The organism is Brotonthovivens ammoniilytica (assembly GCF_025566885.1).
Taxonomy (GTDB): domain Bacteria; phylum Bacillota; class Clostridia; order Lachnospirales; family Lachnospiraceae; genus Brotonthovivens; species Brotonthovivens ammoniilytica.
On sequence record NZ_JAOQJQ010000001.1, the window covers coordinates 395108 to 415195 of the forward strand.

Below are 20088 nucleotides of genomic sequence, written 5' to 3' on the forward strand. Positions count from 1 at the left end.
GATGGCATTGTTTGAATCATATGAAAGAAGAATTGAAAAAATCAATTCTGTTTTAAATACTTATGGAATTGCTTCTATTGAAGAAGCAGAAAAAATCACAAAAGATGCTGGACTGGATGTTTACGAGCAGGTAAAAAAGATTCAGCCGATCTGTTTTGAGAATGCGTGCTGGGCTTACACCGTAGGTGCAGCTATTGCAATTAAAAAAGGCTGCCGGAAAGCGGCAGATGCAGCAGCGGCCATTGGTGAAGGCCTGCAGGCCTTCTGTATTCCGGGATCTGTAGCAGACCACAGAAATGTAGGTATCGGACACGGAAACCTTGGAAAAATGCTTCTGGAAGAAGAGACAGAATGCTTCTGTTTCCTGGCAGGACATGAGTCCTTTGCAGCAGCAGAAGGTGCTATCGGTATTGCAGAAAAAGCAAATAAAGTACGCCAGAAACCACTGCGGGTTATCTTAAACGGTCTTGGAAAGGATGCGGCTCAGATTATTTCACGTATTAATGGTTTTACCTTTGTAGAGACAAAGTTTGATTACAAAGCAAATGAACTTCAGGTTGTATATGAAAAATCTTATTCTACAGGATTGAGAGCTTCTGTAAAATGTTACGGTGCAGATGATGTTGTAGAAGGCGTTGCTATTATGCATCACGAAAATGTAGGCGTATCTATTACCGGCAACTCCACCAACCCTACACGTTTCCAGCATCCGGTAGCAGGTACATACAAAAAAGAATGTATCGAGCAGGGAAAACAGTATTTTTCCGTTGCCTCCGGCGGTGGTACAGGCCGTACCCTTCATCCGGATAATATGGCGGCAGGACCGGCTTCTTATGGTATGACAGATACTATGGGCCGTATGCATTCCGATGCTCAGTTTGCAGGTTCTTCTTCTGTACCGGCCCATGTAGAAATGATGGGACTGATCGGCATGGGAAATAACCCGATGGTAGGCGCAACAGTGGCAGTAGCGGTGGCTGTTGAGATGGCTTCAAAAGAGGGTAGATTCTAGTAAATGGCGTGTTTAAGCCGTTTTTTGCAATAGTTAGTAGTGGGATAATGTGAAAAAGTGTTGTTATTCCTATATTAATTCTATAGGATATTCCTATAAGGTGAATATTTACTATTTTTGATAAGCTTTTACCGATTTTGTCATGATTTTGTAAAACTTATTGACTTTGAACATATACTAATGTATATTCGAAGTAAGAAAAGAGATAATGTTAAAGAGGGTGTCCCGCTACCCATTGTAAAGGTGGAACGTTAAAGAAGGTGTCCCGCTACCTATATCCCAAAGGTGGAACATTAAAGTTTAGTGGAGGAGAGAAATCTTCTCCACTTTTTGTTTAAGGAGAAATATGGCTGAATTTGAGAACTTTGGTTTTTATACCATTGACACAGATTATCTGGAATTTTTAAATAGTAAGCATTCGGAAGTATATTACAATGCATCTTATAGAAATGCGATAAAACCGTTTATCGGTATTATAATAGATATGACAATTTGTAAATATTTCATTCCGCTAACTTCTGCGAAAGAAAAACATGTAAAATGGAAAAATAGTTGTGATGAGCATTTTTTGATATATGAAATCATAGATAAATCTATAAATATTCCAAGTGATGTATATAAAGCATATTCAGATGAAAAGAAGATGCATGTGATGTCTGTGCTGGATATGAAGAAAATGATACCGGTTCCGGATAATGCTTATGAAAGAATTGTGTTTAAGGACTTGAGCGATGAGCGATATAAAGATTTATTTGAAAAAGAATATGCTTTCTGCTTGACGATAAAAGATAAGATATTAAAAAGAGCAGAAAAAATTTATAAACATCAAAAAGAAACACAGATTGTTAGACATAAATATTGCGATTTTTCTTGTTGTGAAAATGTAATGAAGGAATGGTTACAAGGCAAGAATTTTACAAATAGATGAAAGTGGTTAAGTGTAGATTATTTATATTTTATTCCTACATATTTGGGCTAAAAATATTTGTTTAAAAAGGTGTCTTGTTTTCGTTGAGGAAGTTGCAATTCTAAAGTAACAGCAGAATAAAAATGTGTTTTTGATTATATGATAAGCTCCCTTCCGGGCGGACAGGTAAAATAATAAAAGCCTGTCACCTGGAAGGGAGCTTGTTTGTGTCCTTTAAAGGACCAAGAGCCTGTACCTGATTTTTGAAAAAATTATGTAAGGAGGTAAACTTTAAGCACAATCATATAGGAGAGAGGCACAGGTCTTTATATATTAGAAATGTCTGCCAAGTATTTTACAGCAATATTCGTGCCAGTTTATAATTTTTAAAAAACGGGAAAAAAGACAGCTTTTATTAATGTTTGATAGAGAGACCATATTGTTTTAATTTTCTGGAGACAGTAGAAATATCTACATTTAAAATCTGGCTTGCCTCTTTTAGATTTTTTACATCCTTGATGGTATTTTTTAAAAATTCTTTTTCATAAGTAGAAACAGCTTCGTTTAAGGTCATATTCTGATTCAGCTCAAGGTAAGCGTTATCCGTTTCCATATCAAAGATACTGTACAAAAAGGAGTTTTCAATCTGGGGAGAATCTGCACAGCAGACTGCCAGATATTCCATAATATTTCTCAGTTCTCTGATATTGCCGGGCCAGGAATAGTTGGTGAGTGTATCCAGATTTTCCTCTGACAAAGAGACCGGCCGGTTATATTTTTCGGAAAAAATATTCAGATAGTGCCGGCACAAAAGAGGAATATCTTCCTTTCTGTCCCGAAGAGGGGGTACACTGATAGGAATAACATGCAGCCGGTAATACAAATCACTTCGAAAGGTTCCATTTGCAATTTTTTCTTTTAAATTACAGTTGGTAGATGCAATCAGGCGGATATTAAGTTTGATGGGGGCGGTTCCTCCTACGCGGGTGATCTCACTGCTCTGGATTGCCCGGAGCAGTTTCGCCTGAAGATCCATAGGCATATCGCCGATTTCATCCAGAAGAAGCGTTCCTGTATTGGCCGCTTCAAACAGTCCCTTTTTACCCTGGGCGCTGGCACCGGAAAATGCCCCTTTTTCGTAGCCGAACAGCTCTGATTCCAGCAGGCTGGCAGGAATGGAAGAACAATTGATTTTTATAAAGGGTTTCTGCGAACGTCTGCTGTTTTTATAAATCGCATCTGCAATTAATTCTTTACCTGTTCCGGATTCTCCGGTAATTAAAACAGTAGCATCCGTCATTCCGACATTTTTTATAAAATGGTGTATTTTCTGCATTTCCACACCATTTCCAATCATGGTATGTTCCTGCGGTACGCTGCTGGAGCTTTCATAAATCTGAACTGCATCCGTGTCCTGCTGCAGATCGTTGAGAGAGTGCACAAAATGGTCAAAATTTTCCCGTAGATTTACAAAAGTAGAAAGTCCCCGGTTGCTGGCTACTACATATTGAAGATTATTCTGTGGATCAAAAATCGGAACGCCGATAACGATTCCAGGATTCTTTTTGGCTGACATATTAGAAAGCTTCATTACCTTTTCTTTTCGTTTAATGACATCCGGAACGGTAGCTACTGTGAAATATTTTTTTGTTTTTAAAATTTCCGTGACAGTCTGACCGATAATTTCCTCTTTGGGAATCCCGGTGTGCTGTTCATAGGCAGGATTAATATATAAAACCCGTTCATCTGCATCTGTAATCAGAATATTATCATCCAGATTATCTACAATGACCTGATAATCAATGGCACTGGTTGTCACCTTATGAATGTGATTTCTGATTTCCACCAGTTTTTGACGTATGTCCATCCGATTGACAGGTCTGTCAACAGATAACAGGTTGATTAATTCATTGGTTTGCTGTTCTGCGTTCAGCATAATTTGCCGGTCTGTCATAAAAGTTCCCTCATTTCTCCATCTTTGGATATTTATAAATATTCTGCTGTAAAACCTGCATACGGAAGATTTTTTGGAAGACAGCAGAACAGAGTTTGTAAATATTTATCTGTGCACTTTAGTCAAAAGATGACTAAAAATATTATAGAAAGAAAAAAAGAAATGTGCAAGTCAAAGATTAGGATGGCACAGAGGTTCAGGGGGAAAGATTGTAAGAGACAGATCAGACAGAAATGCAAATGAAACTTGCAGAAATGCAAAAATAATCTGTAATATTTGAAAAAAAGAGGAAGATTTTGTGAGATTTTTGTTGGCATGATAATTGCTTTTAAATAAAGTATCTAATTCGTAAGAATTAAATAAATGATAAAATGAAAAAGGAGAAGAAATATGAAGAAGCGAAAAATTGTAAGCATGCTGCTGGCAGGCGCGTTGCTTGGAACAATGGTACTTGGAGGATGTGGAAATGAAAAAGACACAAATACTTCTGCCAAAGGAGAAAAATCTGCAGAGAAAAAAGACTCGAAAGATTCCTACTTATTTGTAACAAACAATTTTGGAGCCGGAGCATATCCTCTGGATATGATGGTACAGAATGAACAGGCAGCCTGCAATGCCACAGGAATGGAATTAAACATTACGGATAATGAATTTACCGTGGATAAAGTAATTACTCAGCTGCAAAGCCAGCTTGCCATGCAGCCGGACGGCGTGGCTTTCCTGGGAATTTCGGAAACATTGTTCCCCACAGCGGCAAAGATCTGTGAGGATGCTAATACACCGTATGTATTTTACGCCTGCAGTCCTACAGACGAGGATATGAAAAAGATTTCTGAAAATCCCAATTATTGTGGAATGGTTATTTACAGTCCCACAGAGGAAGGGGAACGTATGGCTCAGATGGCTTTAGATGACGGATGTAAGACAGCGGTTATTTCAGCAGGAGCAGCCGGCGATTATGCCCATGACAGACGAATTGACGGATTTACAGAGACCTTTGAAGCAGGAGGTGGAACCGTACATGCGGTTGCTCATTCAGCCGATCCTTCAGAAGGTGTTACAAAAACAAGTGATCTTGTAACTGCATATCCGGATGTTGATTGTATTTACGGAGCTGGAGAAGATTATATTACAGCGGCGGCAACAGTATTGGATTCTGCTTCTGTGAAGGATTGTAAAATATATGGTTCCAATGCCAGTCCGGATGTGTGCACTCTGATCAAAGAAGGTAAAGTGGAAGCGGTTACAGGCGGTGAAGGGGTATGTGGCGCTCTGGCTCTGCCATTACTGATAAATTATCTGGACGGGCATCCGATTTTGGATAAAGATGGAAATCCGCCATATTTTGGAGAAAAATCTCAGTATGTTATTACAAAAGAGACAGCAGATCAGTTTTATGGATTCCTGAAGGATCACGGTACCGAAACAATTACAGCAGAAGAATATCAGAATTTACTGTACAGAAATAATCCGGATGTAGATTATGATTATTATGATGAATTTCTGAAAAATTATGAAACATCTGTTTATGAAAAAGTAGGAGTAAAATAAAATATTACTGCATTTACAGCAGCAAAAAAGGCGGCAGACATGAAAATGGTCTGCCGCCTTTTTCGCAGGTGGACGCCAGGTTTTTGCAAAATGGAAAAGAGAAAAAGCAGTCATGCAAAAAATACCAGCGAAAAAAAACTGACGGTCTGAAGAACTTAGAAATAAAAGAAAAAAATCTGGAATGTTCTTCTTGTATTTTTCCTCTGCTTTGATTTATGAGCCTTTGAACAGCCAATTCCACATCTGATATACGCTGCACCAAGTCTCGCAAGAGCGAGACTTAAACCTGTCCTGATCTGAAAAATGGCATAGAAATTGCTTAATATAAGAGCAGAGATCAGGAATAGAGACAGATATAAAAGTGTGTACAGTCATGATATGGAGGTGAAAAGGAAACAATTTTGTCAGACTGGTATCTGTATATAATCTGTTCGAAAAAGGAAAGTAAGAAGAGAAGGTAAATGGAAAACGGAGGATATACAAAATGAAAGAAAAGGAAATCTCTGCAAGAAGTTTAAAAGCTTATACAAAAGCGATTGCGGTCCTGATAGTCATCATTGCCGCTCTGGTGATTTTAAACATTATTACAGAAGGGAAGCTGCTGTCAGTTTCAAATATCAAGATTATGATCAGTTCGGCAACCGTCCCAACGATGATTGCTCTGGGATTCACATTTTTGTTTGCATGTAATGTTACGGACCTTTCTCCGGGTGCACTGGTAATTCTCACAGCTACCGCAGCCGGTGTGCTTGGAAATCAGTTCGGAGTCGTCCCTATGATTATCGGCAGTATTCTGCTTGGTATGGGATGCGGTCTTTTAAACTTTACGATTTACAGAGTAACAAAGATTCCCCCATGGATTGCGGGACTGGGCATGACCATGGTTTATGAAGCGATTGTAGGATATTATTCCAGTGTTCGTGCAGCACAGGGATTAAAAGTAGTTGTTTTGGAAGACGATAAGCGCTTTTTGGGGCAGCAGCCGGGAATCTATATTATGCTGATAATCGGACTGGTGGCAGCTTATATTCTGTATAACCACACAACCCTTGGAATTAATATGCGGGCTGCAGGCTGTAATGAGGATGTGGCGTCTGTTATGGGAATTCGTGTTTCAAAGGCTTTAATTCTCGGAGGTCTGGTATCCGGATTCTTTTTTGGATATGCAGGTATTATCAAGGAAAGTTATGCAAGCTTTGTAAATGCCCAGAGCGGTCTTTCTAGTCTTTCTACCACGTTTCAGCCTCTGGCGGCTGTGCTGCTTGCAAAAGCCCTTTCCAAATACATAAACAGAATTGCAGCGATTCCAATCGGAACATTTTTGATTGTTCTTGTATTTAATGTACTGACGCTGCTGGGAGTGCCTTCCGGAACATTCCAGGAAACACTGCTTGGCGTTATTGTTGTAGTATTTGGCATCCTGGCACAGAAGAATGTAAAGGGGGTTGTAAAATAGTGAAAAAAGAATGCGTATTAAAAATAGAAAACCTGAATAAAAGTTTTGGCATTACTCATGCCAATAAAAATATATGTATGGAGCTGCATAAAGGAGAAATCCGTGGTTTGTCAGGGGAAAACGGATGTGGAAAATCCACACTGCTTTCACAGATCGCAGGGATTTATCACAGCGATTCCGGAACTATGTATAAAGACGGAGAAGTTTATGCACCAAAAAACCCCATTGATGCGGGAGACCATAAAATCGCCATTGTAGTACAGGAGCTTGGTTTGATTGCAGATCTGCCGGCAGGGGTCAATGCGTTTCTTGGAAAAACAGGACAGTTTACAAAATTTGGATATCTGAGCCTGAAAAAAGTATATCAGGCAGCAAATGCGGAACTGGAAAAATGGGGACTGCCCAAAATGAATTTCCGTTCTCTGGCCGGAGGCATGAATGTTGAGAATCGAAAAATGATAGAGCTGGTGCGGGCCCTTTCCAGTGATCCGGATATTCTGATATTGGATGAAGTCACCCAGTCTTTGTCCCATGATAACAGAAATATTGTTTATCAGCTGCTGAAAAAATTTAAAGAAATGAACCGGAGCATTATTTTGATTTCCCATGATCTGGAAGAAACTTTAAGAATTACTGATACCATTTCAATTTTAAGAGACGGAGAACTTCTGGATACAGTAAACAGCAGGGAAATTTCAGAGGATGAGCTGAAACGGCGTATGGTAGGCAGAAATATTGAAGGTGACTATTACCGCAGTGATGAAGAAGAAATTTATGAAGATGAAGTAATTTTTTCGTTCTCAGAAGTTTCCACAGAAAGCGGATTAAAAGACGTGTCCTTTGATGTTCATAAAGGAGAGATCCTTGGGTTCTGCGGTTTAAGTGATTCCGGGATACATGATATCGGACAGGCAGCTTACGGGCTTATGAAACCGGAAAAAGGAAAGATTATGCTTCATTCGGACCAGGTTGAAATTGTCAGTACCAATGTATCCTTAAATCACAGAATGGCATATGTGCCCAAGGACAGAGACGGCGAAGCTTTAATGATGAAAACGACAATCTTAAGAAACCTCTGCCTCACTTCCATGGAGCAGATCAGAGGAAAAGCGGGATATATCAGCGCATCCCATATGAAAAAAATGGCGGAGGATGCAAAAGCGGAATTTAACATTAAATGTACCAGTGTTCTGCAGAACATGAATGGTTTAAGCGGCGGTAATAAACAAAAAGTAAATCTGGGCCGGTGGCTGTTAAAGGATCTTCAGCTTCTTATTATTGACTGTCCCACCAGAGGTGTTGATGTAGGGGTAAAATCTTATATTTATCAGTGTATGAAAGAAGCAAAAAAGAAGGGAATCTCTATGATTCTCATTACCGATGAGTTAACAGAAGCAATGGGTATGTCCGATCACATTATTGTTATGAAAAACGGAGGCATTAAAAAGAAAATTGCCCGGAGTTCCCACTTTAATGAAGAAGAAATGATAGAGGTGATGATCTGATGAAAAAACTTAAATCTGTAAATTTACTGGATATTATACCTGTGATAACTCTGGCAGTTATTTTTCTGATCTTTGTAATTGCCTCTGACGGCAATACTATAACCGCTTATAATCTAAAAAATCTGGTCAGCCAGGTAGTGCCTGTTGCCATCGGAAGTCTTGGTGTTATTTTTGTAGTGGCCCTTGGAAGCACCGATATTTCTGTAGGAGCCAGTGCGGCGTTATGTTCTACCATTGCAGCTATGCTTGCAGGGAGGATCAGCCCGTGGATTCTAATTCCACTTGCACTGGTACTTAGTATAGCCATGGGAATGCTCATTGGATTTATTGTAACAAAATTTAAAATGGATTCTTTTATGACGACACTGGCATTTTTAATTGCCATTAAAGGATTATTAAATTATGTATTAACGCTGGAGCTTGTGTATGCGCCTGCTGAATTATCCTTTGTTACAAGTTTCTGGTTTAGTTTTTTGATTCTTATTATTTTGATTGTGCTGATTTATTTTATCTTTGAACATACAAAGTTCGGATTTTATTGTAAATGCATTGGAGAAAATGAGAGAACGGTCCGGTCTGTTGGTGTCAATGTTAATAAAATCCGTTTGATCTGCTTTGCTTTATCCGGATGTATGGCTGGAATTTTCGGATTTATCCAGCTGTGCAAAGTAGGCGGTTCCACAAATACACTCTGCAATATGATGGAAATGAGAATTCAGATGGCCATTTTCCTGGGAGGAGTACTGGTAAGCGGAGGATTTTCCGCTAAGCTTTATAAAGTGCTGCTTGGTTCCATTACCATTATTGTAATTGAGAATGGTTTAACAGTATGTCAGGTTTCTAGTACCATTGCGGAAGCAGTGGAAGGGATTCTGCTGATTGTTATTTTGTGTATTACCGTTCGTTTTAATAATGTATCTCAGAAAAAGAGTGCCGAAGAAGCAGCGAAGCTGGAACATGCATAAAAGAAAAACTAGTATGGATATTGCTTCATAGTAATGAGAAAGAAAAAATTACAGTAATAAGCAGCATCGCTTATGGCTATATAAGACGAGGAGGAAGAACCATGAAGATAATGAAAGTCAGTGATGCAAAAGAGTACCCCACAACAGGACATTATGATATGCGCTGTCTGCGGCTCCAGGGAGCAGACACCAGCAATTGCCAGGATTTCACCCTGGGTGTTTCCCATTTTCTGCCGGCAGGAAAAACAGATTTTCTAAAGGCAGGTGTGGAGCTGATTTATTTTGTACTGGAAGGGGAGCTTACGCTGGTTACAGAAGAGGGAACCTGTAAGCTGCAGAAGTACGATTCCGTTCATTTTAATATCGGAGAGAAAAAAGCAATGATCAATGAAACGAATATGCCTGCATCTATGTTAGTGATTGCAGGTATGCCGAAATAAAAGGCAGATGATAGAAGGAGGGTGTTTTAAAATGAAAGCAGAAGAAAAGAAGCAGTTGGCCAGGGAATTTTATACATCTATGTATCGAATCCGAAGATTTGAGGAAGAGGTATTTGAATTTTATAAAAGAGGTCTGATGCCGGGACTGGCGCATTTGTATCTGGGAGAAGAAGCCATTGCCGCCGGAGCCTGTGCGGCGGTGGAAGAAAAGGATTATATCGGAAGTACTCACAGGGGCCACGGTCATCTGGTGGCAAGAGGAGCTGATACAAAACGTATGATGGCAGAGATTTTAGGTAAGGCTACCGGGTATTCCAAAGGAAAAGGCGGCTCTATGCATATTATTGCTATGGATAAAGGAATTCTCGGGGCCAATGGTATTGTAGGAGGAGAGATTCCCATTGCAACCGGTGCTGCTTATGCGGCGAAATACAGAAACAGTGGTCAGGTTGTTTTGTGTTTTCTTGGGGATTCGGCTTCAAATCAGGGAACATTCCATGAAAGCATTAATATGGCGGCTGCCTGGGATCTGCCTATTGTATATATTATTGAGAATAATTCCTTTGGTATTTCCGTGGATATCCACCGGGTAACGAAAGAACATGATCTGGCGAAACGTGCAGTGGGTTACGGGATAGAAGGTGTTACCATTGACGGAAATGATGTGTTTAAGGTGTATGAGACAGTAAAACGCGGGGCAGAACGTGCAAGAGAAGGAAAGGGACCCACAATTGTTGAGTGCAAGACTTACCGGTGGCAGGGACATCATGTAGGGGATCCGGCTGCTTACAGACCACAGGGAGCACTGGAAGAGTGGAAAAAGAAAGAGCCGATTTTAAACCTGGAAAAACTGGGATTATTGACAACAGAAGAAATTCAGAAAATCAAAAATGATATTGACAAAGAAATCGAAGAAGCATGCAAATTTGCAGAAGAAAGCCCGTATGCAGATGTCAGCGAAGCATATACGGATGTATTTTCAGATTAATCAGGCTGCAGGAGGAAACATAATATGAGAACAATCATGTACAGAGATGCCATTCGCGAAGGGCTGGATGAAGAGATGGCACGGGACGAAAATGTTGTAATTTTAGGTGAGGATGTAGGGGTTAATGACGGTACCTTTAAATGTACTGCGGGATTGAGAGAAAAATACGGAGATTTAAGATGTAAAGATACGCCAATCAGTGAGTCCGGATTTATCGGTATGAGTGTCGGTATGGCAATTGCAGGTATGCGTCCGGTGCCGGAACTGATGTTTAATGACTTTGCCTTGGTGTGTATGGATCAGATCTGCAATCAGGCAGCAAAAATTATTTATATGTCCGGCGGACAGACAAAACTTCCTATGGTAATAAGGACCACAATGGGCGCCGGCCGTTCTTCAGCAGCTCAGCATTCTCAGAATCTTCATGCATTTTTTGCACATATTCCGGGACTTAAAGTTGTTATGCCTTCTAATGCAGCAGATGCAAAGGGATTATTAAAAACAGCCATTCGTGATAACAGTCCAGTTATTTTTATAGAACATAAACTGCAGTATACCCAGAACTTTGAAGTTCCAGAGGGAGAATATCTGATTCCCTTCGGCCAGGCAAATGTAGTAAGAGAAGGAACGGATCTTACCATTGTAGCTACTTCCACAATGGTAAATCATGCCGTGAAAGCGGCGGAAGCATATGCAAAAGAAGGAAAGAGTATAGAAGTTATTGATCCGCGGACCATCGTGCCGCTGGATATGGATACGATTCTAAAATCTGTGAGAAAAACAGGAAAACTGCTGATTATAGATGAAGGGCATGAAAGTTTTGGAATCAGCGGAGAAATCGCGCTTCGCGTTCAGAAAGATGCATTTTATGATCTGGAAGCCCCGATTATGCGTCTTGGTCTGGCAGATGTGCCTCTTCCATTCAGTCCGGCGCTGGAGTTTCCGTTAATTCCGGATTTAAAATCTATCAAGGCAGCGGTAAAGGAAATTCTTGGATAAGAAATCAAATGAGATTCAAGTCTCGCGAGAGCGTATATTAGGCGGGAGTCATCTCACATCTGATATAAAAGGGTCAGAAGAAGGAGGAAATTATGGCAGAAGTTATTATTATGCCGAAGTTAGGTTTTAATATGGATGAGGGAGAACTGGTAAGCTGGCATAAAAAAGCCGGAGATCCCATCGCAAAGGGAGAACTGTTCTTTGAGATCAATACGGATAAAACAACAATGCCCATTGAAGCTACCAGCGACGGAGTGGTATTAAAAATTCTGGTGGAAGAAGGAGAGACTGTTGAGGTATTTACACCGGTAGCTGTGGTGGGACAGGAAGGCGAGGATCCGGATGCTGTTTTGGCACAGGGAGTGGCAACTGCTTCTTTAGACGGCAGGGTAGATGAGTCATCAGCAGATGGGAAAGCAGAAGAAAACAAAAAAGAGCCCCAGTCAGAGGCGCAGTGCCAGAGCGGTGTATCAGAAACAGACATCAAAGACTTAAAACTGACGCCAAAAGCAAGAAAGCTGATTTTGGATGAAAGCCTGGATCCGGTGTCTATTGCCAAGATTACCGGAACCGGATATCAGGGAGGAATCACTGCAAAAGATATCAAAGCCTCTCCACTGGCAAGAAAACTTGCAGAAAAATCCGGAGTTGATCTCCTGGCAGTAGAGGGTACTGGTGTAAACGGAAAAATTATGAAAGAGGACGTAAAAAGAGCCGCCGAACATCAGGCCTATACAGAAGATACATCTGAGAAAAAAGTGCTGTCTGCAGTTCCCTATAAAGGCGTCCGCAAAATTATCGGAGATAAGCTGGCAGAAAGTAAATTTACTGCACCGCATTTGTATTTTACCGATGCAGTGGATACCACCAATATGACTGCTTTCAGAAAAGAGATGAATCAGGTATCCGAGCGCAAAATTACAGTTTCAGATCTGCTGGTTTATGCGGCAGGCAAGGCCCTTGTAAAATTCCCGGGTATTAATACTTCTCTGGTTGATGGAAATATCGTTACTTATGAAAGCACTAATATTGGCGTGGCCGTGGCAGGGGACAATGGACTGGTTGTTCCGGTAATTAAAAATGTACAGGAGAAATCCCTGACAAAAGTTTCGGAAGAAAACAGAGATCTGGTGGACCGGGCAAAAGAAGGTCACTTAAAACCGGAAGAATATACAGGCGGAACTTTTTCTATTTCAAATCTGGGAATGTTTGGAATTGATAATTTTACAGCAATTATTAATCCTCCGGAAGCGGCAATTCTTTCGGTCAGTTCCGTGAGAAAAACTCCGGTGGTTGTGGAGAAAGACGGAGAGGACAAAATAGAAATCCGTCCCATGATGAATATTCAGCTGTCGGTGGACCACAGATTGATCGACGGTCTGCTGGCTGCGCAGTTTGTAGGCTATATGAAGGAACTGCTGGAAAATCCATTAAAAATTCTGATGTAGCAGACAGGAGGTGAATATATCAGTGAGTTACGATTATGATGTGGTAGTAATCGGCGGCGGACCGGGAGGATATGTGGCGGCCATAAAAGCCGCCCAGGCCGGCAAAAAGACGGCCATTATAGAAAAGGAAAGCTTAGGCGGAACCTGTCTGAATGTAGGCTGCATTCCCACAAAAGCTCTTGTAAAAACAGTAAATGTCTATGAAGAAATTCTGCGCTCAGCGGATTTTGCCATTGAAGGAATTGACCTGTCAAAGGTTACTGTTTCTATGGAAAAGCTTCAGAAAAGAAAACAGGGAATTGTCAGACAGCTGACAGGGGGCGTGAATGCACTGCTGAAAGGAAACAAAGTGACGATTTTATCCGGAACGGCCCGGTTTGCGGATGCACATACAGTGCAGATAAAGGAACAGAGCGTGACTGCCGGATATTTCATCATTGCCACCGGTTCGGAAACATTAATGCCGGGCTTTATAGCGTATGAGGGAGATACCAGAATCATTACCAGCACAGAAGCGCTTTCCCTGCAGGAAATTCCGGAGAGTATGGTTATTATCGGCGGAGGTGTTATCGGAATTGAATTTGCGTATATCTATGCGCATCTTGGAACAAAGGTAACAGTTGTGGAGCTGATGGAACAGATTCTTCCCATGGTAGATGAGGATATTTCAAAGCTGGCCAGAAAATCTCTGGAAAAAGCAGGAGTCGTCTTCCATACAGGGGCAAAAGTGAAAAAGATAAAAGATACAAATGTCATTTTTGAAAAAAATGGCACAGAAGAAGCAGTAAACGCTGAAATGACACTGATGGCAGTGGGAAGAGTTCCTTATACCGGAGAATTAAATGCAAAAGGAATTGGGATTGCTTTTGATAAAAAAGCAATTCGAACCGATGAGCATATGCGTACCAGTGTAGAGAATATATTTGCCATTGGAGATGTAAACGGGACTTCTATGCTGGCTCATACAGCCAGTCATGAAGGGATTACAGCTGTTGAAAATATTCTGGGAGAACCGGCAGTGATGAGTTATGATGCAATTCCTTCCTGTATCTATATAGAGCCGGAAATTGCCTCCATCGGCCTTACCCAAAAGCAGGCAGAGGAGAAGTACGAAAATATAAAGGTTGGAAAATTCCCTATGTCTGCCAATGGAAAATCGCTGATTGAAGGTGAAACGGGAGGTATGATCAAAGTTATTTTAGATGGAGACCTAAATGAAATCCTGGGGGTTCATATGTTTTGTGTACATGCCACAGATATGATTGCGGAGGTGTCTGCGGCTATGAATCTGGAAGCTTCGGCGGAAGAAGTGCTCCATGCAGTACATCCTCATCCTACCGTTTCGGAAGCAGTGATGGAAGCGTTTATGTCTGCTTATGATAAAGCGGTTCATGCAATGTAGGAAAGAAGGATTAAGGGCACAGAACAAAAAAATGATGAAAGAAAAGAAGATGATCTGTATCGGGGACAGTCTTACTTACGGGCTTGGTGTTCCTGTAGAGGATAACTGGGTGGAGCTTTTAAATAAAAGAAGCTTTCGTCAGGTGATTAATCGGGGAATCAGCGGTGATACTTCCGGAGGAATGCTGGCAAGATTTCACAGAGAGGTATTGGCAGAAATGCCGGACACAGTATTGATTATGGGCGGATCTAACGATCTGATTATGGGATGTGATATCAGCGTTGTAAAATCAAATCTTATGGCGATGGTTCATCAGGCCTATGCTGCAAAAATAAACGTGATTGCCTGTGCGGAAATTTCCGGTGATACGGCGCACATCCGTCCGGACTGGAAGCAGATTTCAGACTTTTGTGAAGTGGATCAGAAATTGTTTCAGATGTCTATCTGGATGGAGGAATTCTGCCGGGTATTTCAGGTGCCGTTTATCAATTTATATGACCGGTTTAAAAAACGTACTCAGGGCCGGATTCAGGATTATTTTTTTGACGGTGTACACCCAAACCGGCAGGGGCACCGGCTGATTGCAGATATTATTGCAGATGAACAAAGAATGGTATTAGATGAAAGAATGATAAGAAAATAGGAGAAGAAAAATGAAAATTGCATTAGTAATGGAATGGAGTACCTGTGAGAGAAATGAGATCGTTTATCAGACATTAAAGAAGGCTGCCCAAGCAAATGGACATACGGTGGTGAATTATGGACAGTTTGATATGGAAGACCATAGACAGACTTACAATCAGAATGCGGTCTTAACGGCTGCAATTCTAAATTCAGGAGCAGCAGACTTTGTGATTACCGGCTGCGGAACCGGAGAGGGGGCAATGCTGGCAGCCAATGCTATGCCGGGGGTATGCTGCGGATTTGTTGTGGATCCTGCGGATTCTTACCTTTTCACTCAGGTAAACGGCGGAAACTGCATGTCTCTTCCATTTGCAAAAGGCTGGGGCTGGGGCGCCGAAATCAATCTGGAGTATGTTTTTGAAAAATTGTTTGCCAAAGAGCCGGGAGGCGGATATCCGGAGCATGCGGCAGCATCTGAGCAGAGAAACGCGGCTCTGCTGAATAAATTAAAAGCTGCTTCTCATCACAGTCTGGAAGAAATTCTTTCCAGTAAAGACGCCGATGTAAAAGAAATGATCCGGGAGGCTTTTGCAGGAAAACGTCTGGAACTGTTTGAGGCAGACTGCAAATGTCCGGAAATTCTTGCGGCAGTAAAAAAAGCGCTGGCTTAAAATCTGAAAAACCAGAAGGTGAGGAATATAAAATGAAAGCTTTAATGAAAAAAGAAGCAGGCAGAGGGATGGATGGAATTGTGCTGTGTGATATCCCAAAACCGGAGCCGGAAAGCCGGGAGCTGCTGATTAAAGTTATGGCGGCAGGAATCTGCGGCACAGATATTCATATTATGGAAGATGCTTATCCCCACAGTGTTCCGGTAGTTTTAGGCCATGAATTTACCGGGATAGTAGAGAAAATGGGCAAAGACGTTAAAGGATTTTCCATAGGAGATCAGGTGATTGTACATAATATTATCGGGTGCGGGCACTGCCATTATTGCATGAAGGGGGATTATGTATTCTGCAGCGAAAAACAGTCCATTGGTGTGAATTTAAACGGAGGAATGGCAGAATATGTGACAGCTCCTTATGACCATGCAATGGTTGTTCCGGAATCTATGAAAGGAAAGGATATTCCGGCTTTGAGCGAACCTCTTGCCTGCTGTGTCCGGGGAGTTTTGGAACAGACAAAAATCGGACCGGGAGATAAGGTGCTTGTAACAGGGCCGGGGGTCATTGGGCTGCTCTGCGCACAGCTTGCAAAACTGTGCGGGGCCTATGTGATTGTGTCCGGTACCGGACTGGATAAAGAGAGGCTAAAGCTTGCAAAAAAACAGGGAGCGGACCAGACAGCAGATCAGCCGGATACTTTAAAGGAAATTGTTGCTTCCTGTACAGAGCAGGGCGTGGATGTGGTACTTGAGTGTTCAGGAAGCGCAGGGGCCATGGCCGGAGCGCTGGAACTGATCCGCAAGCAGGGGCGTTATACTCAGGTGGGAATGTTCGGAAAGAATATTTCTGTTGACATGGATACGATCTGCAGGAAAGAAATTGAGTTTCACGGAACCTTTGCCACAGCCCATTCAACCTGGGAAAAACTTTTGAAATTATACCAACAGGATAACCTGCAGCTGGAAGAACTGGTAAGCCAGCGGCTGCCATTATCAGAATGGAAAAAAGGGTTTGAGATGTTTCAGAAAAAAGAAGGGAATAAGATATTTTTAATTCCCTGACGATAGAGTATAAAGTGATAATATTTAGGAACAAGAACTGCTGTAAGACAGTTACATTTCTATTCCATATTCCTGCATATTACATATTCTGAACTGCCTTTTAATAAAAGTGTTTACAATACAATAAATATGTTGTAAATTAAAAGGGAAGAAGGAAAATATATGGAACTTCATTATTATCAGGCAGCATCCGGTAAAAATTTGATATTGGAATTTATAGAATCACTTTCTCTGGATGAACAGGTAGATGGATATTCTGTGCTAGAATGTTTAGAGGAGGGGAGTTTAGATCAGATTCGATGGAAACATTGGAAAAAGAAAATTTATGAAGTATATTTATCAATAAACTTTATATCTGATTTTTGATTATCCCTATAAATATTACACTTTCAAGCATTTCGAAGTATAGAAAAACACTCATTTTACCACGAATATACCACGATTGAACGAGCCTTGATATGACGATAAAATAGCACTAAAAAGACACCATTGACACATTGAAGTGGTGTCTTTTATTAATAAGCAGTCAATCCTAAGACTAACTGCTTTTGCAAAATAAAGGTAATCACTATTTTGTTTGTTTCTTTAGAATAATATAGCTTGCAATCACAACTACAAAGAATACTAACACGAAAACTAAAGTATGAAATATTCCTATCGGATAAGGTGCAATCCACCCTTCTAGTTTGAAAACCAATCCTGAAATATATCCTGTAATCATAGAAATAGGCATAAAAGCAACTCCGATTATATTAAGCCAATTTACATAAAAGGGGGATTTTTCTTCCGATAGTATTCTCGCTATAAAATATCCAACAATCCCTATAGCTTGAATAATCATTGAACCCCAAACTGCTTCCATTGTTTGTTCTGCATACCAATTACCAAATGCACAAAACAGCCCAATAGCAACAAAAGCTGTTGATGATATATAAAGTACCTTACTCGTAAGCTCTTTATTTTTTTGTTCTTTGTCTGCTACTGGTTCAATTCCCTTTAGGATATAGTCAGTTGTTACTCCAAAAAAATCACTCATTATAATTATTTTTTCTAAGTCAGGCGTACTTTGTTCACTTTCCCATTTGGAAACAGCCTGCCTTGAAACTCCAACTTTATCCGCAAGTTCCTCTTGTGATATTCCTTTTGATTTCCTTAAATATTGTATTCTGTCTGCCATATTCATTAGCTAACACTCCTTTCTTTCATGGTGTAATTTTAGCAATATTATCAGTTGCATAGCCACCATTTAGATATGGAAATATGTCAACTGGCAGTTGCAATGATGTTTTTTGACAAATCAGCAGAATATTCTTGCTTATAACGTAATTTAAACATATCCATATTATAACAGTTCCATATATCCGCCACAACAAAAATCAGCACACCCCCCTTGACATTTTTCTGTCTTGAAAAATACACACTTTTTCTTTCTTCCTCTTGATTACCAACCACAGAAAAGAAAAAGCCCTGTCAAGAGCCTTGCCACCATTGGTGGTGCTTTGCACTCTTTACTGGGCTTTTTGTTTGCTGTATCTTTCATTCAAGAGGAAAATTAAAGACCTCTGTTCCATTTCTCTTTCAGATAATCTTCATAGTCCGTTTCATCAAAATCTAACTGTGGCGAAGTGTCGGGAATGTTATTTCTGCTGTCTATGTCCGCAAGTTGACGGAATATCCAGTCATCATAAGGGTCATGGTATTTATACTCTTTGGGCTGTTCTCTGTATCGGTCTAACCCTCGCATTTCCTTATGTACTTTCATCATGCGTTCTATTTTTTGACGTTGTATCAACTGCTTGATTTCCATAAGTTCTTCTAACTCCGTAACCTCATTGGTAATGTAGTTATGGATATACTGTATGAGTTTGGTTTCCATGTAAAATCTGCATTCTTTTTCATCATTGAAAAATTCATTTTCAGACAAATAATCTAAGGAAACATTGAAGTCCTGTTCCCGTTTGATAATATCCATGATATATGGTTCGGTGTGGTCAATATACTTCCATTCTCCTGATAATAATTCATTGGGCGTTACTCCCAGCACGTCCATTATCTTTTCTAATGTGTCAAAGGTAGGATAATTCACACCCCGTTCAATCTTGGAAAGGCTCTGCATATTGATACCGATTTTATCCGCAAGTTCCTGTTGTTTCATTCCTCTGTGTTTTCTTATGGTCTGTATATTCTCTCCTAAGAAACTGATTTTCTTTTCGTAATGTTCCATAACTTAGTATAACCGCTCCTTTCGTTGCTTTTCTCGGTGTTTATAAGCATATCATACTTAATATTTATTAAAAAGTCAATCAAAACTTCTTGACAAGTAATTCTAATGGCGTTATTATCGTATTAGATAGGGTGATTAAGCACGCTAGGGTCAATCACACGCTTGAGTAAGCATAGAAAAGATGTATTTTCATTTTGATAGCATGAATAAGCATGGACTATCAGACCGAAAATAAGGTTTCTGACTGGGGCTGTTCCGTTTAGCCACGAGTCTTACAAGGCTCGTGAGCGTTAAGAACGGATCAGACACAGGAAGAAAGGGAACGCCTTTAGGCGTTCATAAAGGGCGTATATGTAACACCGCCCTGCGCATACATGTCATAGTACCTAGAAACTGTGATAAATAAAGGACAAAACACGATTTTTACCCCGCAAAAAAACGGGAAGTACGAAAGGAGTAATGCACTATAACTACACACAAAAATTTATCCGTTAAGATTGATTACATCAGCATTGTATTTGATACTGCAACCGCTGAAGATGTAATCATGCACATTTTAGGTTTACCGACTGACATTTTCAATGTTTATCCAGCAACGATAAAATTCAAGACTTATCAAGCACGCTGGCAGATTGGAGATATTTATGTATCGGGGGACGCAAGAAAGACAGAGGACAACCCACAGGGGCTAGGCTGTTATCTTGTTATGACTGGCAGAGGTTGTGATGATATTTTCCGTATTCTCGATAGTAGGAATTGTACCTTTGGAGATATGTTCCGACGTTGTGAGCGAAGATACGGACTGGATAACTTCCATTTTACAAGACTTGATATTGCCATTGATGATAAGAACGAAAAGCCATTCTTTACCATAGAGCAGATAA

18 protein-coding genes and 1 pseudogene are annotated in these 20088 nt (G+C 40.5%); 16 read left to right on the plus strand and 3 right to left on the minus strand.

Annotated elements, in window-relative coordinates; genetic code table 11:
• Position 1 precedes the first annotated feature (1 nt).
• Positions 2–1012, plus strand: a complete 1011-nt coding sequence (locus tag OCV88_RS01760; RefSeq protein ID WP_158423914.1) for a GGGtGRT protein — start codon at positions 2–4, stop codon at positions 1010–1012.
• A 346-nt stretch (positions 1013–1358) separates the two neighbouring features.
• Positions 1359–1940: a type III toxin-antitoxin system ToxN/AbiQ family toxin gene (locus OCV88_RS01765; protein WP_158423915.1), complete on the plus strand. Its 582-nt coding sequence runs from the start codon at positions 1359–1361 to the stop codon at positions 1938–1940.
• A 394-nt stretch (positions 1941–2334) separates the two neighbouring features.
• Here the strand turns inward: OCV88_RS01765 and OCV88_RS01770 are convergent, their stop codons facing one another.
• Positions 2335–3873 (minus strand): sigma-54 interaction domain-containing protein, encoded by a 1539-nt coding sequence (locus OCV88_RS01770; protein ID WP_158423916.1) that lies wholly within the window; start codon positions 3871–3873, stop codon positions 2335–2337.
• 390 nt (positions 3874–4263) lie between these two features.
• Here OCV88_RS01770 and OCV88_RS01775 point away from each other — a divergent pair, with 390 nt between their 5' ends.
• The 13 genes from OCV88_RS01775 to OCV88_RS01835 all read left to right on the plus strand — a co-directional run bounded on the left by OCV88_RS01775 (position 4264) and on the right by OCV88_RS01835 (position 17346).
• Entirely contained in the window at positions 4264–5424 is a 1161-nt protein-coding gene (locus tag OCV88_RS01775) for a sugar ABC transporter substrate-binding protein (protein WP_158423917.1), read from the plus strand.
• A gap of 484 nt (positions 5425–5908) precedes the next feature.
• On the plus strand, positions 5909–6880 hold the full coding sequence (locus OCV88_RS01780) for an ABC transporter permease (RefSeq protein ID WP_158423918.1): 972 nt from the start codon (positions 5909–5911) through the stop codon (positions 6878–6880).
• On the plus strand, positions 6880–8385 hold the full coding sequence (locus OCV88_RS01785) for a sugar ABC transporter ATP-binding protein (protein WP_158423919.1): 1506 nt from the start codon (positions 6880–6882) through the stop codon (positions 8383–8385). The genes OCV88_RS01780 and OCV88_RS01785 overlap by 1 nt, the downstream gene beginning before the upstream one ends.
• Entirely contained in the window at positions 8385–9350 is a 966-nt protein-coding gene (locus OCV88_RS01790; protein WP_158423920.1) for an ABC transporter permease, read from the plus strand. Before OCV88_RS01785 ends, OCV88_RS01790 begins: the two co-directional genes overlap by 1 nt.
• 101 nt (positions 9351–9451) lie before the next feature.
• Positions 9452–9790 (plus strand): cupin domain-containing protein, encoded by a 339-nt coding sequence (locus OCV88_RS01795; RefSeq protein ID WP_158423921.1) that lies wholly within the window; start codon positions 9452–9454, stop codon positions 9788–9790.
• A 31-nt stretch (positions 9791–9821) separates the two neighbouring features.
• Entirely contained in the window at positions 9822–10778 is a 957-nt protein-coding gene (locus OCV88_RS01800; RefSeq protein WP_158423922.1) for a thiamine pyrophosphate-dependent dehydrogenase E1 component subunit alpha, read from the plus strand.
• A gap of 24 nt (positions 10779–10802) precedes the next feature.
• On the plus strand, positions 10803–11777 hold the full coding sequence (locus tag OCV88_RS01805; protein ID WP_158423923.1) for an alpha-ketoacid dehydrogenase subunit beta: 975 nt from the start codon (positions 10803–10805) through the stop codon (positions 11775–11777).
• Between the two features lie 92 nt (positions 11778–11869).
• The gene (locus tag OCV88_RS01810) at positions 11870–13225 is read left to right on the plus strand and encodes a dihydrolipoamide acetyltransferase family protein (protein ID WP_158423924.1); all 1356 of its coding nucleotides are present in this window, start codon (positions 11870–11872) and stop codon (positions 13223–13225) included.
• Positions 13226–13247: 22 nt separating this feature from the next.
• Positions 13248–14627, plus strand: a complete 1380-nt coding sequence (gene lpdA / locus OCV88_RS01815; RefSeq protein ID WP_262590592.1) for a dihydrolipoyl dehydrogenase — start codon at positions 13248–13250, stop codon at positions 14625–14627.
• A 31-nt stretch (positions 14628–14658) separates the two neighbouring features.
• The gene (locus tag OCV88_RS01820; protein ID WP_262590593.1) at positions 14659–15270 is read left to right on the plus strand and encodes a GDSL-type esterase/lipase family protein; all 612 of its coding nucleotides are present in this window, start codon (positions 14659–14661) and stop codon (positions 15268–15270) included.
• A 10-nt stretch (positions 15271–15280) separates the two neighbouring features.
• A complete protein-coding gene (locus tag OCV88_RS01825) occupies positions 15281–15922 on the plus strand; it encodes an RpiB/LacA/LacB family sugar-phosphate isomerase (protein ID WP_158423927.1) in 642 nt (213 codons plus the stop codon).
• A 32-nt stretch (positions 15923–15954) separates the two neighbouring features.
• Positions 15955–16980, plus strand: coding sequence for a zinc-dependent alcohol dehydrogenase (locus OCV88_RS01830; RefSeq protein ID WP_262590594.1), 1026 nt, complete (start codon positions 15955–15957; stop codon positions 16978–16980).
• A gap of 162 nt (positions 16981–17142) precedes the next feature.
• Complete coding sequence (locus OCV88_RS01835; protein ID WP_158423929.1) at positions 17143–17346, plus strand: hypothetical protein; 204 nt, start codon at positions 17143–17145, stop codon at positions 17344–17346.
• Positions 17347–17548: 202 nt separating this feature from the next.
• Here the strand turns inward: OCV88_RS01835 and OCV88_RS01840 are convergent, their stop codons facing one another.
• Together OCV88_RS01840 and OCV88_RS01845 are read right to left on the minus strand one after the other, a co-directional pair.
• Positions 17549–18163, minus strand: coding sequence for a helix-turn-helix domain-containing protein (locus OCV88_RS01840; RefSeq protein ID WP_008393242.1), 615 nt, complete (start codon positions 18161–18163; stop codon positions 17549–17551).
• 369 nt (positions 18164–18532) lie between these two features.
• Entirely contained in the window at positions 18533–19204 is a 672-nt protein-coding gene (locus OCV88_RS01845; RefSeq protein ID WP_008393244.1) for a helix-turn-helix domain-containing protein, read from the minus strand.
• Positions 19205–19751: 547 nt separating this feature from the next.
• On the opposite strand from OCV88_RS01845, the pseudogene OCV88_RS01850 reads away from it, so the two are divergent.
• Positions 19752–20088, plus strand: a pseudogene (locus OCV88_RS01850) (replication initiation factor domain-containing protein); the annotation flags it as partial.

What these genes read in the sequence shown, in the direction of transcription:
- OCV88_RS01760 (WP_158423914.1), top strand. Translation starts at nt 2, where the DNA reads ATGGCATTGTTTGAATCATATGAAAGAAGAATTGAAAAAATCAATTCT.
- OCV88_RS01765 (WP_158423915.1), top strand. Translation starts at nt 1,359, where the DNA reads ATGGCTGAATTTGAGAACTTTGGTTTTTATACCATTGACACAGATTAT.
- OCV88_RS01770 (WP_158423916.1), bottom strand. Translation starts at nt 3,873, where the DNA reads ATGACAGACCGGCAAATTATGCTGAACGCAGAACAGCAAACCAATGAA.
- OCV88_RS01775 (WP_158423917.1), top strand. Translation starts at nt 4,264, where the DNA reads ATGAAGAAGCGAAAAATTGTAAGCATGCTGCTGGCAGGCGCGTTGCTT.
- OCV88_RS01780 (WP_158423918.1), top strand. Translation starts at nt 5,909, where the DNA reads ATGAAAGAAAAGGAAATCTCTGCAAGAAGTTTAAAAGCTTATACAAAA.
- OCV88_RS01790 (WP_158423920.1), top strand. Translation starts at nt 8,385, where the DNA reads ATGAAAAAACTTAAATCTGTAAATTTACTGGATATTATACCTGTGATA.
- OCV88_RS01795 (WP_158423921.1), top strand. Translation starts at nt 9,452, where the DNA reads ATGAAGATAATGAAAGTCAGTGATGCAAAAGAGTACCCCACAACAGGA.
- OCV88_RS01800 (WP_158423922.1), top strand. Translation starts at nt 9,822, where the DNA reads ATGAAAGCAGAAGAAAAGAAGCAGTTGGCCAGGGAATTTTATACATCT.
- OCV88_RS01805 (WP_158423923.1), top strand. Translation starts at nt 10,803, where the DNA reads ATGAGAACAATCATGTACAGAGATGCCATTCGCGAAGGGCTGGATGAA.
- OCV88_RS01810 (WP_158423924.1), top strand. Translation starts at nt 11,870, where the DNA reads ATGGCAGAAGTTATTATTATGCCGAAGTTAGGTTTTAATATGGATGAG.
- OCV88_RS01820 (WP_262590593.1), top strand. Translation starts at nt 14,659, where the DNA reads ATGATGAAAGAAAAGAAGATGATCTGTATCGGGGACAGTCTTACTTAC.
- OCV88_RS01825 (WP_158423927.1), top strand. Translation starts at nt 15,281, where the DNA reads ATGAAAATTGCATTAGTAATGGAATGGAGTACCTGTGAGAGAAATGAG.
- OCV88_RS01830 (WP_262590594.1), top strand. Translation starts at nt 15,955, where the DNA reads ATGAAAGCTTTAATGAAAAAAGAAGCAGGCAGAGGGATGGATGGAATT.
- OCV88_RS01835 (WP_158423929.1), top strand. Translation starts at nt 17,143, where the DNA reads ATGGAACTTCATTATTATCAGGCAGCATCCGGTAAAAATTTGATATTG.
- OCV88_RS01840 (WP_008393242.1), bottom strand. Translation starts at nt 18,163, where the DNA reads ATGAATATGGCAGACAGAATACAATATTTAAGGAAATCAAAAGGAATA.
- OCV88_RS01845 (WP_008393244.1), bottom strand. Translation starts at nt 19,204, where the DNA reads ATGGAACATTACGAAAAGAAAATCAGTTTCTTAGGAGAGAATATACAG.